This window comes from Actinomadura rugatobispora (assembly GCF_055379765.1).
The window spans coordinates 3,507,352-3,522,065 of sequence record NZ_AP029191.1 but is presented as its reverse complement, the minus strand read 5'-3'; the positions used below and the strand labels follow the sequence as shown (position 1 = coordinate 3,522,065).

The window sequence follows — 14,714 nt, the reverse complement described above, 5'->3', positions numbered from 1 at the left end:
AGGGGCGTCCGCTTCGGCGGGCGCCTCTTCTTTAGGGGTCGTTTCATTTGGTGAGCCGGCGGTAGCGGATCAGGGCTGCGGCGACTGCGGCGAAGTATGGCATCCAGGGTCGGGCCGTGCCTCTGGGACGTCACGCTGATGTGAGGCTTGCGGTACTGCATTCCCCGTACGCGACTGGACACTCTGTGTAGCCAACGTGGTCTACGGAGCGAGGGATGCGACAGTGCGCGGTTCTCAACACGGGGCTTTCCGGAGCGATCGCACACCTGGGACCGGAACGGGGCCGGGACGCGTCGGCTCCGACGGCCGTGCCCAGGTCGAGGTCGCCATCATCGGCGCCGGGCTCAGCGGGATAGGAATGGGGATCGCGTTGCGACGGGCCGGCATCGAGGACTTCGTGATTCTCGAGCGGGCCGATGACATCGGTGGGACATGGCGGGACAACACCTATCCCGGCGTTGGCGTGGACATCCCGGTTCAGGGCTATCAGTTCAGCTTCGAACTCAACCCCCGGTGGAGCCGCCTGTACGCGAACGGCGCCGAGGTCAAGGCATACGTGGATCACCTCACCGACCGGTACGGCCTCAGGGCGCACGTCCGCTTGCACACCGAGGTCGTTGAGCGCGTATGGGACCAGAGCGCCCAGGTGTGGTGTCTTCGCCTCGGCGGAGCCGGGAATCATTTCGGCTCGGAGGTGACGGCTCGCTTCGTGGTGAGTGCCATCGGGTTGTTCGTCGATCCCAAGCCCGTGGACCTCCCCGGCGCGGCCGGGTTCGCCGGGACGATTCTGCACTCGGCGCGCTGGGACCGGACCTGCGATCTGAGCGGCAAACGTGTCGCGGTCGTGGGGACCGGGGCGAGCGCGGTGCAGCTCGTCCCTCACATCGCACGGCAGGCGTCTCGGCTGGAGGTGTACCAGCGCACCCCGATCTGGGTCACCCCCAAGCTGGACCTGCCCACACCCAGGACACTGATGTGGCTGTTCCAGCGCATGCCACGCGTGCAGGCCGCGGTACGAGTCGCCGCGGCCCGCAGCGTCGAGGTCCTTCTGATCGACATTCTGGTCAATCACCGGCGCGCGCCGTTCATCGTGCATGGCATGGAACGGCTGACACGGGCCTTGTGGTACCGATGGCAGGTCCGCGACCCGGACACGCGCGACAGGCTGACTCCGCGGTACGGCCTGGGCTGCAAACGCGCCGCGCTGTCGAACACCTACCTGCGCGCCTTCAACCGCCCGAACGTCGAGCTCGTCACCGACGCCATCGAACGGATCACTCCCGGTGGGCTGCGCACCGTCGACGGCCGCGAACGCCAGGTCGACGTGATCGTGCTGGCCACGGGGTTCCGCACGGCCAGCGATCCAGAGAACTTCCGGCGCACTCCGGTCCGCGGCCGCGACGGATTCGACCTGGCGACGCACTACACCGAGCATCGGCTGCACTCCTACGAGGGCATCAGCATCCCCGGGCTCCCCAATCACTTCATGATGTACGGCCCGTACGGATGGGTCGGCGGGGCCTGGCACCAGATGGTGGAGACGAGCTCCGCGCACATCGTCCGCGTGATCACCGAGGCGCGGAGGCGCGGAGCCACCACCGTGGAGGTACGCCGGGAGCCGACCGCACGATGGACCCGGCAGATGAGGCGCCGACTGGAAACCTCGCTGTGGGCCACTCGCAGATGCGCGACCGCGAACAGCTTCTACTACGACCACCACGGCGACGTCGCCTACGTACGACCTACCAGTTCGAGACAGGCGCGGCGGGCGTCACGGACCTTCCCTCTGGACGACTATGTCTACACCACCTGACCGCTGGCTCGTTCGCGCGGAACGGCCCCCTTCACCCACCGGCCGCTTGACCGGCGCCCGACGGATTCGCCTCTTCGTCCTTTTCTTGATCGGTAGCGGTCGCCGGCGTGAAGTGAAAGCGCGCCCAGACCCACTTTCCCTTCGGCGGCGTCGGATCGATGCCGATCTCATCGGCCAGAGCCATGACCAAAGGCAGCCCCAAACCTCCGATTTCGTCTGATTGGTGCCCTTCGTCAAGGGCATTCGGATCCGGAGTAATGTCATCGAGCTCTAGTTCGATGGCCGTTCTTGGGGTAGGCTGCTCATCGCTGGCATCCCAGACCTGTACCATCACACACCGATCCTCGAAAGCGGCCCGAAAGGTGATCGCCGAGCGGGGAGTCGCTGTACATGAGTTGGTCACCAGCTCCGAGACCGCGAGAAGAATATCCCGACGTACTTCCCTACCGATTGCCCGATTAAGCCCGAGTGCTGCGAACCGCTGTTCCACAAGGCGCCGGACACTGGCGGGAACGGTCGGTGCGGGAAGCGTCGTACAGGTAATCTCCCGATCTCGTTTCGTTTCTATCGCTGTGCCTGACATCTGCCTGGCCTTTCGGTGTGAACATCTGTGAGCCCTTGCACAGAGTGGCGCACCGAACCGGCTCTGTCACTGTTGCCGGCGAAATCGGAAAATCGATCAGAAGCGAGAGGGGCTTCCACATGGTCCGGCCTTCCCCCGAGCCCACGAACTCGATCCACGACTTCATGGCCTACTACCTGCGCTTTCAGCGCATGCGGCATGGCCTGACGCAGGCCGAAGTCAGCAAGATCATCGGCTGCTCGAACGCCCAAGTTTCCAAGTACGAGTCCGGCGAGAAGCAGCTCGACGCCAACCAGTGCAAGGCCCTCGACCTGGCATGGGACACCGGCGGCGTCTTCGCGACCATGCTCGTCTTCGCCAAGCAGGGCTTGGACGTGAACTTCCAGGCACGTCGCCGCCGCTACCAGCACAGGGCGATCGAACATCAGATCTTCTCGCAGCTCATCCCGATCCCGTTCCAGATCGAGGAGTACGCGCGGGGGCTCCTGGAGGTGGGGCGCGCCAACGGGCACATCCAGGACGTCGACGAGGCTGTCACGCAACGGATGGAAGTCCAGTCCAAGATCCTGGAGAATGAGCCACAGCTCTGGATCCTGATCGACCAGATCGCGCTCCGCCCGATGGGGAGTCACGAGATCATGGCGGCCCAGCGTGACAGGCTCTTGGAGGTGGGCACGCTGAACCACGTGTCCATCCGGGTACTCCCGCTGTCGGCCGCGCCCCATATCGGCGTGGACGGTCCCTTCTGGTGTTTCACGATGCCCGACCGCCGATTGGCGGCCTTGTCGGGCAGCGCCCTGGCCGTGGGTCGGATCATCGACGATCAGATCGAAGCCGCTCGCGCAGTCCAGCGCTTCCAGCGGCTCGCGGCGCAGGCATGGAACGAAGAGCAGTCGCTTGAGTGCATCGCGAGGATGGGTGAGGATCATGACGGCTTGGCGTAAGAGCAGCCACAGCGAGGGCGGCGGCGCCATGGAGTGTGTCGAGGTGGCCGAGCTGGGCTCTTGTCGCGTCGGTGTTCGCGACAGCAAGGCTCCCGAGGCTGGTCATCTCGCGCTTGGCCAGGAGGCTCTCGCGGATCTCGTGACGCGGATTCGGCGTGGGGAGCTGGATCTTCCGTAGCGCAGTCACTTCTTTGCCCACAGGCTGTGGACAACAAAGGAGGGGCCGGGGGCGGTGTGCGCCCGGCCCCTCCTGAGGGTGGTTTTACTTGAAGGCCGGCATCAGTTCGTCGTGGATCAGGCGGAGCTGGCCGTCGACGTTCGGGACGCCCTCCAGCTCGCGGCCGGTGAACTGCTTCACCAGGCCCGCGTCCGTGATCGCGGCGATCAGGTGGTTGACGCCGGTCGGGGCGATCTCACTCTCGATCTTCGCGCGGACCTCGTCCGGGGTGCCCGCCAGGGACAGCTTCTCGGTGATCTCCGGCGTGGTCAGCTCGATCGCCTTGGCCAGGTCGCCCGCGCCGATGGCCTCGATGATCGGGGTCATGTCGGCCGGGTCGACGCCGTTGCGCTCCAGCTGCTCGGCCGGCATCGCCGAGGCGTACAGGCCGACCATGCTGCGGGCAGCCTCCTTCGCCGCCTGCGAGTCGGGGCCGACCGCGAAGACGACCCAGGCGCCGATGTCCAGCGACTGCCAGTCCTTGCCCGCGCGCTCCGCGCCGATCTTGAAGTTCTCGACCGCGTACTCGTACGCGCCGCGCGAGTAGCTCAGCGCGTGGTGCACGCCGTCGGACAGCTCACCGGCGGCCTGGAACGACTTCGGCCCGCGCATCGCGCCGATCTTGACCGGGAGGTGCTCCTGGACCGGCCGGGCGAAGGTGAACAGGCCGTCATAGGAGTAGAACTCGCCGTCGCGGGTGATGGCGCCCTCGTCCAGCAGGGTGCGGACGACCGCGGTCGCCTCCTTGACCCGGGTGAGCGGCTTGGTCTTGGCCCAGTCGATCTTGTACTGGGCGAGCACGCCGAAGTTGCCGCTGCCCAGCACGACCTCGGCGCGGCCGCCGGTCAGCTCGTCCAGGGTGGCCGCGGCCTGCGCGATCAGGGTCGGCTCGCGCAGCGTGACCGCCGAGACGGACGGGCCGAGGCGGACCTGGGAGGTCTGGGCGGCGGCGGCCGCGAACAGCAGCCACAGGTCCTTGTGCCACGGCTCGTCGGCCGCGTACACCGCGTAGAAACCCAGCTCGTCGGCGAGCTTGATGGAGGCCAGCGACTCGGCGACCGGGTAGTCGGGAAGCATGGCGTAGCTGAACTTCACGGGAAACGTCTCCTTGTAGTGCGCCATCGCACGTGTCCGGGGGAAGTTGGAGAGCGGGGGTTCTGCTGCTGTTTCTCTCAGGGGGTCGCTGCGGTCACCTCTTCTATCCCTTGATTTCTGCCCAGGCCTGGCTCCAGCGGGAGTAGTCCACACAGGAGTCGCCCCGGTCGTCGCCGCAGTTGGTCACCGGCGTCTTCCAGAACGCGATCTTCTTGTAGAAGTCGGCGTCGCCGACCTTGTACTCCGCGCAGAACGTCTTGGCCGTGTAGCGGCACGCCTTGGGGTTGGCGGGGGCCTGGCCGAACCACTGCGCCACCTGCGACTGCACCTTCGCCGTGCTGATCCAGTTCATCCAGCGGTACATGCAGTTCGGGTGGCGGGCCCGCGAGGAGATCATCCAGGTGTCGGACCACCCGGTGGCGCCCTCGACCGGCAGCACCGTCTGCACCGGGGCCTTCTCGGCCTCGGCCAGCAGCGCGATCACCTGCCAGGTGGTGCCCGCGTGCACGTCGCCGATCTTGAACGACTGCAGCGAGTCGGCGTAGCTGTGCCAGTACTGCCCGACCATCTGGCGCTGCTGCTTCAGCAGCGCCACCGCCGCGTCGAACTGCTCGTCGCTGAGCTCGTACGGGTCGGTGATGCCCAGGTCGGGACGGTGCGACTTGAGGTAGAGGGCGGCGTCGGCGATGTAGATCGGGGAGTCGTAGGCCGTGATGTTGCCCGCCGCGGGGGAGTTCCTCTCGAACACCACGCTCCACGACGTCGGCGGCTGCGGAAGCTTGTCGGTGCGGTACATCAGGTAGTTGGCACCGTAGCCGTGGGGGACGCCGTACATCTGCCCACCGACGGAATTGTACGGCTGTTCCTTGAGGTAGTCCGCGATGTCGGGATAGTTGGTGAGCAGTGAGGTGTTGACCGGCGCCACGTCACCGCCGTAGACGAGCCGGATGCTGGCGTCGCCGGACGCCGACACGCCGTCGTACTTCCCGGTCTTCATCAGCGCGACCATCGAGTCCGAGGTGTCGGCGATCTTGGTGGTCACCTTGCAGCCGGTGGCCTTGGTGAACGGGGTGACCCAGTCGACCTTGGGGTCGGTGGAGCCGTTCTCGGCGTACCCGGCCCAGGCGACCAGGTTGAGCTGGCCCTCGGTGGCGCCGATGACCTGCTGGGCCGGGATCTGCGGCAGGGAGGTGCGGGCGGCGTCGGACGAGCCGCCGCTGCAGCCGGCGGCCAGCGCGGCCGTCACCGCCGCCGTGGCGGCGACCGCCGTGGTCAGTCGGCCGCGCCCGCGGGTCGAGCGCGCACTGCCGAAAACGCCGCCGGAGGCGCCGCCGGACGAGCGGTCCGTCGCCTTCCGGGGGGCCTCGGACGGTGCGCCGAGCGCGTCGCCCGGCGGTCCGCCGGAGGGACGGGAGCCGGGCGCGTTCGGCCGTCGCTGGAGGTGGCGCAGCTGGCTGGGCAGGCTCTTGAAGATCACGCTCGCGGATTGTAGGCCCGTGACAACCGGTCATGTCCAGCGAATCACAATGATTCAGATCTCTATCCACAACCCGCACAAACGATCACGTAGCCCTGTACCCTCTCGTGCGATCAGTGACCGTCGGCTAACGGAGAGCCTCCCCAGTGCAATCAAGGGACCGTCGAATGGGATCACGTATCAGGCATCGGCGTCCTCGACCCGGGACCGGACGGTTCGGGACGGTACGTTTCAAGGTCACGGCGCTGGTGCTGGTGTCGCTGGTGTCGCTGTCCATCCTGTGGGCGTTCGCGGCGAGCGTCACCCTCGGGGAGGGCCTGAACCTGCGCAACGTGGAGACGGTCCAGGACCACTTCGAATACCCCTCCGGCGCGCTCGGCAGCGCGCTCCAGGTCGAGCGGCGCACCACGATGGTGTACCTCGGCTCGAAGGCGCCGACCGACTTCGCGATCATGGAGTCCGCGCGGCTGGTCACCGACCGGCAGGCGACCCTGTTCCGCCGGCTGGCCGGTGACGAGGGCGCTCTGGACAGCGCGCCGCAGCAGACCCGCCAGCTCGCCCGCGAGATCATCACCGGGCTGAACAACCTCGGCACCAAGCGCAACGCGATCGACACCGGCGGCACCGCCCGCACCCAGGCGTTCGCCGACTTCACCGGGCTGCTCGGCGGCATCGGCACCCTGCAGGGCACGATGGCCACGCTGAGCAACGCCGAGGTCGCCAAGGACGCCCGCAACCAGGTCGCGCTGGCCCGCGCCCGGGAGGCCCTCTCCCAGGAGGACGCGCTGCTGGCGGGCGTGCTGGCCGCCGGGCAGATCACCCGTCCCGAGCACGCCGAGTTCGTCAAGCTGGTCGGCACGCAGCGGGCGCTGTACGACATCGCCTCCCCCGAGCTGCGCACCGGCGACCGCACCTACTTCCGCCGGGTCACCGGCACGCCGGAGTACGGCCGGCTCCGCCAGCTGGAGGACCGGTTCATCTCCGCCCCGCGGATGCCGCGCGCGGGCGACGAGACCCCGATCCTGTGGAAGAACACCGTCGACACCAACCTGACCCGGCTGCGCGGCCTGGAGCTGTCGCTGGTCAGCGCCGCCGAGGCGCGCGCCAAGCCGATCTCGGACGCCATCATCCTGCGCGTCGCGCTGGCCGGCATCCTCGGTCTGGTCGCCGTGGTCATGTCGGTCACGCTCGCCGTCTGGGCCGCCCGCTCGGTCATCCGCGACCTGAACGGCCTCAAGCGCGAGGCGCTCGACCTCGCCAGCACCAGGCTGCCGGGCGTCATCCAGCGGCTGCGCCGCGGCGAGGAGGTCGACGTCGCGGCCGAGGCGCCGCCGCTGTCGTTCGGCACCGAGGAGATCGACCAGGTCGGCCAGGCGTTCAACGCCGCCCGCCGCACCGCGATCCAGGGCGCGGTCGAGGAGGCCGGGCTGCGCCGCGGCATCAGCGAGGTGTTCGTCAACCTGGCCCGCCGCAGCCAGACGCTGCTGCACCGGCAGCTCAACCTGCTGGACTCCATGGAGCGCCGCATCACCGAGCCGGACGACCTGGAGGACCTGTTCCGGATCGACCACCTCGCCACCCGCATGCGCCGCCACGCGGAGGGCCTCATCATCCTCTCCGGCCAGGCGCCGGGCCGCGGCTGGCGCAACCCCGTCGCGGTCATCGACGTGGCCCGCGCCGCCGCCTCCGAGGTGGAGGACTACACCCGGGTGTCGGTGGCGCCGATGTCGCAGGCGTCGATCTCCGGGGTGGCCGTCGCCGACGTCATCCACCTGCTGGCCGAGCTGATCGAGAACGCCGCCTCGTTCTCCCCGCCGCACACCAGCGTGCAGGTCACCGGGCAGGCGGTGGCCCGCGGCTTCACCATCGAGATCGAGGACCGCGGGCTCAGCATGGACGAGGAGAGCCTGGCGGCCGCCAACGCCAGGCTGGCCAGCCCGCCGGAGTTCGACCTGTCCGACAGCGCCCAGCTCGGCCTGTTCGTCGTCGGCCGGCTGGCCCAGCGGCACAAGATCAAGGTGACGCTGCGCACCTCGCCGTTCGGCGGGATGAGCGCGGTGGTCCTGCTCCCCGAGGAGATCGTCGTGCACGGCGACACCGAGGGGTACGAGGTCGGCGGCGGCGAGGCGCAGCTCGCGCTCACCCGCCGCAGCGAGGACGCGCTGCTGCCGGTCGGTGTGGTGCGGGGCGGCCCCGGCGGCCCCGGCCACGACCGCGCGCTGCCCGCCGGGAACGGGGGGCCGGTGCTGCGCCTGCACTCCAACGAACCGGAGGTGCCGCACAGCGCGCGGCACCGCAGATCGCACGGGGAACCGTCTCAGCCCATGTCCGAACCGAACGCTCCCGTTCCGCCCCCCAGCGGGCCGCACGTACCGCCGCCGCCGCCGGCCGCGCCGCCGATGCCTCCCGCGCCCGCTCCCGGCCACGCTCCCCCTCCCGGCCCCGTCGCCGTCCCGATGCCGGAACCGGCGGGCGAGGTGCCCGGGGGACGGCCCGTCCAGGAACTGCGACCCGAACGCCGCTCCGGCGGCGGCAACACCGGTCCGCTGCGCCGCCCGCCCGGCGGCGCCTCCCGCGGCCGCGGCGGCCGCGGCGACCGCCCGGACCGTCCCGACCTGCCGCGCCGCGTCCGCCAGGCCAACCTCGCGCCGCAGTTGCGGGAGGAGTCGACCGGGGAGAACGCCGCCCCGGAAGAGCAGGCTCCGCCGCGCGCCGAACGCTCGCCCGAGGAAATGCGCTCGATGATGTCCTCGATCCAGCGGGGCACCCGGCGCGGCCGTACGGAGTCGACCATCGAGTTCGACGAGGGGTCGTGACAGGGAGATGAACGGCCCCGGAAACGAATGGCTCGACGAGGACGCGGGTCCCCTCGTCCGCTCGTACGCGCTGACGCGCGGCCGGGCCCGGCCACGCACCCGCGGCGAGGGCTTCGAGATGATCGCCATCATCGCTACGGTGGCGACCCCGGCCAGCGCCTCGCCCGACATCGGACCCGAGCATCTGGCCATCGTCGACCTGTGCGTGCGGCCCCACTCGGTGGCGGAGGTCTCCGCCCGCCTGGGGCTGCCGCTGGTCGTCGTGCGGGTACTGCTCGGCGACCTGCTCGCCCACCGGCTCATCGCGGTCAGGCGCCCGCAGCAGGAGAGCCAGACCGTGACCGAACATCTGCTCAGGGAAGTGCTCCATGGACTCGAGGCGCTCTGACGCCACCGAAGCCGCGATGCCCCTCGCGGTCAAGATCCTCGTGGCGGGGGGTTTCGGGGTCGGCAAGACCACGTTCGTCGGCGCGGTCAGCGAGATCAAGCCGCTGCAGACCGAGGAGGTCCTCACCGAGCAGAGCGTCGGCGTCGACGACACCTCCGGGGTGGACCGCAAGACCACGACCACCGTGGCGATGGACTTCGGCCGGATCACCATCCGGGACGGCCTGATCCTGTACCTGTTCGGGACGCCCGGCCAGGACCGGTTCTGGTTCATGTGGGACGAGCTCTCGCACGGTGCGCTGGGCGCGATCGTGCTGGCCGACACGCGTCGGCTGTCGGACTGCTTCCCGGCGGTGGACTACTTCGAGAACCGCGGCCTGCCGTTCATCATCGGCGTCAACTGCTTCGACGACGGGTTCGACTACGCCGCCCGGGAGATCCGGGACGCGCTGGACCTGAACCCGGAGACGCCGGTCGTGCTGTGCGACGCGCGCAGCCGGGAGTCGGCGAAGAGCGTGCTGACGTCGCTGGTCAAGTACCTGCTGCAGGTGAACGGCGGGGAGCGGGCCGGGCCCAGGCCGGCCGGCCAGCTGCGCTGATCGGCCGGTCCCGGGGGGGCTCAGCCGTCCAGGGCCCAGGAGTCGTCCTCGTCCTCTTCGTCGTCCGCCGGCGTGACGGCGGCGGGCGGCCGGGGGAGGGCGGCCGGAGGCGGGGCGAACAGTGCCAGGCACCTGTCGACGGCGCGCAGCAGCGCCGCGTCCGGCGGCGTCTCGCGGCAGAGCGCGGCGTGCAGGTCGCGCAGTTCGTCGGGGGTCATGGCGTACAGCGGCTTGGAGATCCACGCGGGGGGCGTCGGGAGTTCCTGCAGCGACCGGTTCACGGCGCACCGTCCTTGCGGGCGATGACGACGATCCGCATGCGGTCCGACCCCTTGGGGTGGCAGCTGATGAGGGTGAGGACGCTCTCCCGGGGCGTCCGCCCTTTCCGGAACGGGACCGGCGCGAGGACGCTCGCCTTCCGCGGGGAGATGATCCGCGTGCCGTAGGCGCGGAAGACGTGGGTCGTGCGCCCGCCGCGCACGATGATCCGGTCGCCGCGGCGCAGCCGGTCGAGGTCGTGGAACGGCGCCAGGTAGGTGGTGCGGTGGCCGAGCAGGACCGCGTTGCCGATCTCGCCGGGCATCGCCGTCCCGGGATAGTGGCCGATGCCGCGGGCCAGGACGCGGCGTGACACGCCCTCGCGGATCGGGCGGTGCCTCAGCTTCAGCCGGGGGATCGAGATCCGCGCGAGCACGCGCCCGGCGGGCTTCGCGGGGGCGGAGACGGCCGTCGGGGCGTGGGGCGGGGTGCGGGTCGCGGAGGGGGAGGCGGCCGCCGCCTGTACCGGCGCCAGCGCTGCCAGCAGGGTGCCGATGACGGCCTGTGTACGCATGCCTTCGGGTGTCCTTCGTCCTTCGGTTCCCGTGTCCGTCGCTCGTCCGGGGGAGGTGCCGCGGCCCTCGGGCCTCAGGGTCTGAGGGCCTGAGGGCCGCGGATCAGGAGGTCAGGGGTTCAGCGGCGTGCCGCGGCCCACGCTGATCGGAAGCCCGTCCAGCGGCAGCGGCAGCGGGGGCTCGGAGGCCCTCTGCTGCTGGGGCTGGGTGGGCCGGCCGCCGGGAGCGGACTGCGCGGGCGCCTGCGCGGGCGGGCGGCCCGGCTGCTGCTGCTTCTGCTGTCCCATCCGGTCCTTCAGCTCCTTCAGCTGGTTCGCCTGCTCCGGGGTGGGCACCGTCTTCTGCTGCAGCGGCCGGATCGCGACGCCGAGCGACTCGATCAGCTTGCGCACGCCCTGCGTCGGGTCCGGCGGGTCCTGCTCGGCGACCCGCCGGGCGACCGTCTCCCCGGCGGACGCGCCGGCCGCGGGAAGCGCGGCCGGGGCCCCGGCCAGCGTGCCGTTCAGCTCCTGCGGGCTCTGCGCCGAGCGGAGCCCGCGCCCGATCGTGTCGGTGAGGCCCTGCGCCCCGGGCAGCCCGGACGCGTCCGGCAGTCCCTCGGCCGAGGGCAGGCCGAGCGTGTCCGCGGCCTCGCGCAGCATGCCGCCTGCCTCGGGGATGTCGCGGGTGCGCTGGCCGGTGGGGACGTTCTGCCGCGCGGTGGACGGCAGCTTGAGGCCCTCCAGCGGCAGCGCGGACTGGGCGGCCGGCGCCTTGACCGCCTGCGGCTTGGCGGCCCGCGGCTTGGGCGCGGGAGCCTTGGGCAGGGCCGGCCTGGGCGCGCCGGGCTTGGACGTGGCGGGAGCGTCTGCGGGCAGGCCCACCGAACCGGCCAGGTCGGAGACGGGCCGCACCGGGTCGGTGCCGGTCAGCTGGCCCGTCGGCACCCCGCTCAGCGGTCCCTCCGACTTGCTGCCGGACGCGTCGCCCACGGACGCCGACGCGCGGTGCTGCGAGCTGCCTTTGCCGTGGTCGTGGCCCCCGTTCACCGTCGCCCCGCCCGGGCAGTCGCCCTTCGCGACGCCGACGACGCCGACGCTGTTGCCGCACACGTTGATGGGGGTGTTCTGGGACCGGTCGATCTGGTTGCCGCCCCCGATGCTGTGCTTGCCCGAGGTGACGTTGCCCTTGCCCCCGTGCACGTGGGCGCCGCCGACGCACCACGCCTTGGCCACGCTGACGACGCCGATGGCGTTGCCGCAGATGTTGATGGGCGTGTTCTGAGGGGCGAAGATCTGGTTGCCGCTGTTGGAGCCCCTTTCGCCGCTGGTGATGTCGGCTGAGGCGGTGCCGGGGCCTGTGCCGGCCATGGCGATGCCCGCCGCCACCAGGGCGGTGCGGGCGATGTTTCTCGTCCAGTTCCGCATGTCCTACTCCCTCGTTGCGGTGTAGCGGATCGGATGGGAACGGCAAGGGCGCGAGGCGCGCACTGCCTGCTGCTGATGAGGTGCTGGGAAGTCCGGGGAACGGCGGGCGTTGGCCGCCCTCTCCTCCGGTGGGTTCGTGCAGTGGGCCGCTGGGGCCGCTCGCGTCGACGGCGAATGCGTCGACGGGCCGAGTTCGCCGCCGTCCTAGTCGGGGACGACCATCGGGCGGGCGGGTGCGGACTTGTCCTGCATCGCCGCCGCCGGAAGGGCGCGCACGTCCACGGTCGCGGGCGTGGCGTCGATGGGGGAGGAAAGGGTGCCCGTCATCGGGCCGGGCCCGTACATGGTGTGCAGGAACGCGGCGCTCGCGTCGCCCTGCCCCGGGGGCATGAGGGGCTGCGGCGCGGACGGCCCCTGCCCCGCGCGGGCGCAGGACCCGCAGCCCGTTTTCAGCGACGCGCCCGAACCGACGCCCGGCGCCGCCGCCGAGAACCCGCCGCGGGCACCGGCCGGGGACGCCTGCGCGCCCGCGTCGTCGTGCGCGGCCTGGAGAGCGGTGGCGCGGCCCGTGCCGGGCAGCGTGCCCAGCGCGGGCGGCTGCTCGGTGAGCGGGGAGAGCAGGCGGTCGACGGCGCGCTGGTCGTCCCGCAGCCCGGCGCTCCCGATGAGCGCGGCCCCGGCCGGACGCAGCTCGTGCAGCCCCGACCTGTCGGAGACCTCGTCCACCAGCCTCGTGACGGCGGACGAGGGACGGCCGAGAAGCCGCCCGGTCGCGTGCTCGGTCGCGTGCTCGGTCGTGTGCGCGAGCACGTCGCCGGAGGCCCGGTCCGCGCTCGCGGTGAGCGCCGCGCCGAGCCGTCCGGCCGCGCCGCCCGGGTCGGCCGGGTCCGCGGTCGCGGAGGCCGGTGACCCGGCCAGCGCGGACAGCAGGTACCAGCCCGCGAACGCGAGCCCCGCGACCACCGCGACCCGCGCCGCCCCGCGCAGCAGGACGCGGGCGTGCGGCACCGGTTCGGGGACCCGGCGGGCCCCGTCGCGGATCGGTGCCGGCTGCATGCGCGGAACTCCTCGGGGACGGCGTCGCGTGTGACGTTGGGCGACGATAGCAGCACTGAGAGTAATGATCGCCCGCATTCGTTTCCGGTTGGCGTGTCTTTCCCGTCGGCCCCCAGCGTGGCCCCCGGCACCGTGCTGGGCCTGGTGGTCTACCGACTGTTTGCCGGAACGTGGCGAGGTCGTGCGGTCGGTCAACCCTGGGGTGCCGCCTCCTTGGCCGCCTCGCTGGCGGTCTCTTCCGCGGGACGCGCGGGCGGGGTGACGGCCGGCTGCGCCGCGAGGCCGGCGGCCCGCGCCGCGACGTGCGCGGCGATCCGGCGGGCCGTGAAGTCGGCGCCGTGCACGAAGCGCATCACCGGCCCGAAGCTCGCCGCCGACGCCAGCCCGGTGAAGTACAGCCCCGGCACCGTGCTGTCGAACGACGGCCCGAGCACCGGCGACCGGTGCGCGGCCTGGACGAGCCCGCGCAGCTCCGGCGCCAGGATGTCGATCCGCCCGAGGTCCGGGACGAACCCGGTCGCGGCGATCACGTGGTCGGCGTGGTGCTCGCCCCGTCCGCCGGTGCGGCCCGCCGTGCGGACCACGGCCCCGCCGTCCGACTCCCGCGCGCCCGTGACCACCCGGCCGGTCAGCACCTGCACGCGCTCGTCCAGGCGGTCGCGCAGCCACCACGCCCCGGCCGGGCCCATGGTGGTGCGGACCAGGTGCCGCCGCGTCCCGTCCGGGAGCAGGCGCGTGGCCCAGGGGTGCTCGGCCCAGAGCCACGTCCGGTAGCCGCGTCCCAGCCCCGAGTGCGGCCCGCGCAGGGCGCGGTTGACCAGCGACGGGGACGGCACGGGCACCGAGTTCCAGGCCAGCCGCTCGGTACGCGCCAGCACCAGCGGGTGCGCCCCGGCGTCGGCCAGCAGCACCGCGGTCTCCAGCGCCGACTGGCCCGCGCCGATCACCGCCACCTCCCGGCCCTCGAACCGGTCGAGATCGCGGTGCTCGACGCTGTGCGTGCACAGGTGCGGGGGCAGCCCGGACAGCACGACGGGCGTGTGCGCGAACGACCGCACCCCGATCGCCATGATGACCGCGCGGGCCCGCGCGACCTCGCCGGTGGACAGCGTGACGGTGAAGTCGCCGCGCGACCGGTGGCGATCGACCAGCTCGACCTGGGCGTCCTCGCAGTCGGGGACGAGGTTCTCGGCGAACCAGCGGCCGTACTCCACGAACGTCGCCAGCGGGATGGGCCGCCCATTGCGCCACCCCGGATGCCGGTCGGTGAACGCGGCGCCCGCGAACGGGGCGCCCAGGCTGGAGGCGAACGGCTCGGATTTCAGGAACATGCCGCGCGGCATGCTGCCGTCCCAGAACTCCATCGGCGTCCCGATGACGCGGACGTCCAGGCCGTAGTGCTTGAGGTGGGCCGCGGTCGAGAGGCCGTAGGGCCCCGCCCCGACGATGAGCGCGTCGGCGGTCGAGTCGTGCATGGGTTCCCCCGTG

At 71.3% G+C, this 14,714-nt stretch carries 14 protein-coding genes; 6 read left to right on the top strand and 8 right to left on the bottom strand.

Annotated features, from left to right (window positions below):
* The first annotated feature begins 328 nt into the window (after window positions 1-328).
* Window positions 329-1,813, top strand: coding sequence for a flavin-containing monooxygenase (locus tag ACZ466_RS15005; protein ID WP_464044016.1), 1,485 nt, complete (start codon window positions 329-331; stop codon window positions 1,811-1,813).
* A gap of 31 nt (window positions 1,814-1,844) precedes the next feature.
* Here the strand turns inward: ACZ466_RS15005 and ACZ466_RS15000 are convergent, their stop codons facing one another.
* The gene (locus ACZ466_RS15000) at window positions 1,845-2,396 is read right to left on the bottom strand and encodes an ATP-binding protein (RefSeq protein WP_378292372.1); all 552 of its coding nucleotides are present in this window, start codon (window positions 2,394-2,396) and stop codon (window positions 1,845-1,847) included.
* Between the two features lie 164 nt (window positions 2,397-2,560).
* On the opposite strand from ACZ466_RS15000, the gene ACZ466_RS14995 reads away from it, so the two are divergent.
* Together ACZ466_RS14995 and ACZ466_RS14990 are read left to right on the top strand one after the other, a co-directional pair.
* Window positions 2,561-3,340 carry a helix-turn-helix domain-containing protein gene (locus ACZ466_RS14995; RefSeq protein WP_378292374.1) on the top strand — a complete coding sequence of 260 codons (780 nt, stop codon included), beginning with the start codon at window positions 2,561-2,563 and terminating at the stop codon, window positions 3,338-3,340.
* The gene (locus ACZ466_RS14990; RefSeq protein ID WP_464043703.1) at window positions 3,324-3,518 is read left to right on the top strand and encodes a DUF397 domain-containing protein; all 195 of its coding nucleotides are present in this window, start codon (window positions 3,324-3,326) and stop codon (window positions 3,516-3,518) included. The genes ACZ466_RS14995 and ACZ466_RS14990 overlap by 17 nt, the downstream gene beginning before the upstream one ends.
* Before the next feature lie 84 nt (window positions 3,519-3,602).
* On the opposite strand, the gene ACZ466_RS14985 is transcribed toward ACZ466_RS14990, so the two are convergent.
* Window positions 3,603-4,652 carry an LLM class flavin-dependent oxidoreductase gene (locus ACZ466_RS14985; RefSeq protein WP_378292376.1) on the bottom strand — a complete coding sequence of 350 codons (1,050 nt, stop codon included), beginning with the start codon at window positions 4,650-4,652 and terminating at the stop codon, window positions 3,603-3,605.
* A gap of 103 nt (window positions 4,653-4,755) precedes the next feature.
* Entirely contained in the window at window positions 4,756-6,129 is a 1,374-nt protein-coding gene (locus tag ACZ466_RS14980) for an ABC transporter substrate-binding protein (RefSeq protein ID WP_378292378.1), read from the bottom strand.
* Between the two features lie 167 nt (window positions 6,130-6,296).
* Between ACZ466_RS14980 and ACZ466_RS14975 the strand changes: the two genes are divergently transcribed.
* Genes ACZ466_RS14975 through ACZ466_RS14965 form a run of 3 tightly spaced genes read left to right on the top strand, consistent with a single transcriptional unit; the run spans window position 6,297 to window position 9,931 of the window.
* Window positions 6,297-8,945 carry a sensor histidine kinase gene (locus ACZ466_RS14975; protein WP_464043700.1) on the top strand — a complete coding sequence of 883 codons (2,649 nt, stop codon included), beginning with the start codon at window positions 6,297-6,299 and terminating at the stop codon, window positions 8,943-8,945.
* 7 nt (window positions 8,946-8,952) lie between these two features.
* Window positions 8,953-9,333, top strand: a complete 381-nt coding sequence (locus tag ACZ466_RS14970) for a DUF742 domain-containing protein (RefSeq protein ID WP_378292851.1) — start codon at window positions 8,953-8,955, stop codon at window positions 9,331-9,333.
* Window positions 9,314-9,931: a GTP-binding protein gene (locus ACZ466_RS14965; RefSeq protein ID WP_378292853.1), complete on the top strand. Its 618-nt coding sequence runs from the start codon at window positions 9,314-9,316 to the stop codon at window positions 9,929-9,931. The genes ACZ466_RS14970 and ACZ466_RS14965 overlap by 20 nt, the downstream gene beginning before the upstream one ends.
* A 20-nt stretch (window positions 9,932-9,951) precedes the next feature.
* On the opposite strand, the gene ACZ466_RS14960 is transcribed toward ACZ466_RS14965, so the two are convergent.
* The 5 genes from ACZ466_RS14960 to ACZ466_RS14940 all read right to left on the bottom strand — a co-directional run bounded on the left by ACZ466_RS14960 (window position 9,952) and on the right by ACZ466_RS14940 (window position 14,701).
* The gene (locus ACZ466_RS14960) at window positions 9,952-10,212 is read right to left on the bottom strand and encodes a hypothetical protein (RefSeq protein ID WP_378292855.1); all 261 of its coding nucleotides are present in this window, start codon (window positions 10,210-10,212) and stop codon (window positions 9,952-9,954) included.
* Complete coding sequence (locus ACZ466_RS14955; protein ID WP_378292857.1) at window positions 10,209-10,763, bottom strand: class E sortase; 555 nt, start codon at window positions 10,761-10,763, stop codon at window positions 10,209-10,211. Before ACZ466_RS14955 ends, ACZ466_RS14960 begins: the two co-directional genes overlap by 4 nt.
* A gap of 111 nt (window positions 10,764-10,874) precedes the next feature.
* Window positions 10,875-12,170 (bottom strand): chaplin family protein, encoded by a 1,296-nt coding sequence (locus ACZ466_RS14950; protein WP_378292859.1) that lies wholly within the window; start codon window positions 12,168-12,170, stop codon window positions 10,875-10,877.
* Window positions 12,171-12,374: 204 nt separating this feature from the next.
* Window positions 12,375-13,226, bottom strand: a complete 852-nt coding sequence (locus ACZ466_RS14945) for a hypothetical protein (RefSeq protein WP_378292861.1) — start codon at window positions 13,224-13,226, stop codon at window positions 12,375-12,377.
* A gap of 191 nt (window positions 13,227-13,417) precedes the next feature.
* On the bottom strand, window positions 13,418-14,701 hold the full coding sequence (locus ACZ466_RS14940) for an NAD(P)-binding domain-containing protein (RefSeq protein WP_378292863.1): 1,284 nt from the start codon (window positions 14,699-14,701) through the stop codon (window positions 13,418-13,420).
* Window positions 14,702-14,714 lie beyond the last annotated feature (13 nt).

Excerpts from the sequence above, each read along its gene's own strand:
- ACZ466_RS15000 (WP_378292372.1), bottom strand. The coding sequence starts at position 2,396 with ATGTCAGGCACAGCGATAGAAACGAAACGAGATCGGGAGATTACCTGT.
- ACZ466_RS14995 (WP_378292374.1), top strand. The coding sequence starts at position 2,561 with ATGGCCTACTACCTGCGCTTTCAGCGCATGCGGCATGGCCTGACGCAG.
- ACZ466_RS14990 (WP_464043703.1), top strand. The coding sequence starts at position 3,324 with ATGACGGCTTGGCGTAAGAGCAGCCACAGCGAGGGCGGCGGCGCCATG.
- ACZ466_RS14975 (WP_464043700.1), top strand. The coding sequence starts at position 6,297 with ATGGGATCACGTATCAGGCATCGGCGTCCTCGACCCGGGACCGGACGG.
- ACZ466_RS14970 (WP_378292851.1), top strand. The coding sequence starts at position 8,953 with ATGAACGGCCCCGGAAACGAATGGCTCGACGAGGACGCGGGTCCCCTC.
- ACZ466_RS14965 (WP_378292853.1), top strand. The coding sequence starts at position 9,314 with ATGGACTCGAGGCGCTCTGACGCCACCGAAGCCGCGATGCCCCTCGCG.
- ACZ466_RS14955 (WP_378292857.1), bottom strand. The coding sequence starts at position 10,763 with ATGCGTACACAGGCCGTCATCGGCACCCTGCTGGCAGCGCTGGCGCCG.
- ACZ466_RS14950 (WP_378292859.1), bottom strand. The coding sequence starts at position 12,170 with ATGCGGAACTGGACGAGAAACATCGCCCGCACCGCCCTGGTGGCGGCG.
- ACZ466_RS14945 (WP_378292861.1), bottom strand. The coding sequence starts at position 13,226 with ATGCAGCCGGCACCGATCCGCGACGGGGCCCGCCGGGTCCCCGAACCG.
- ACZ466_RS14940 (WP_378292863.1), bottom strand. The coding sequence starts at position 14,701 with ATGCACGACTCGACCGCCGACGCGCTCATCGTCGGGGCGGGGCCCTAC.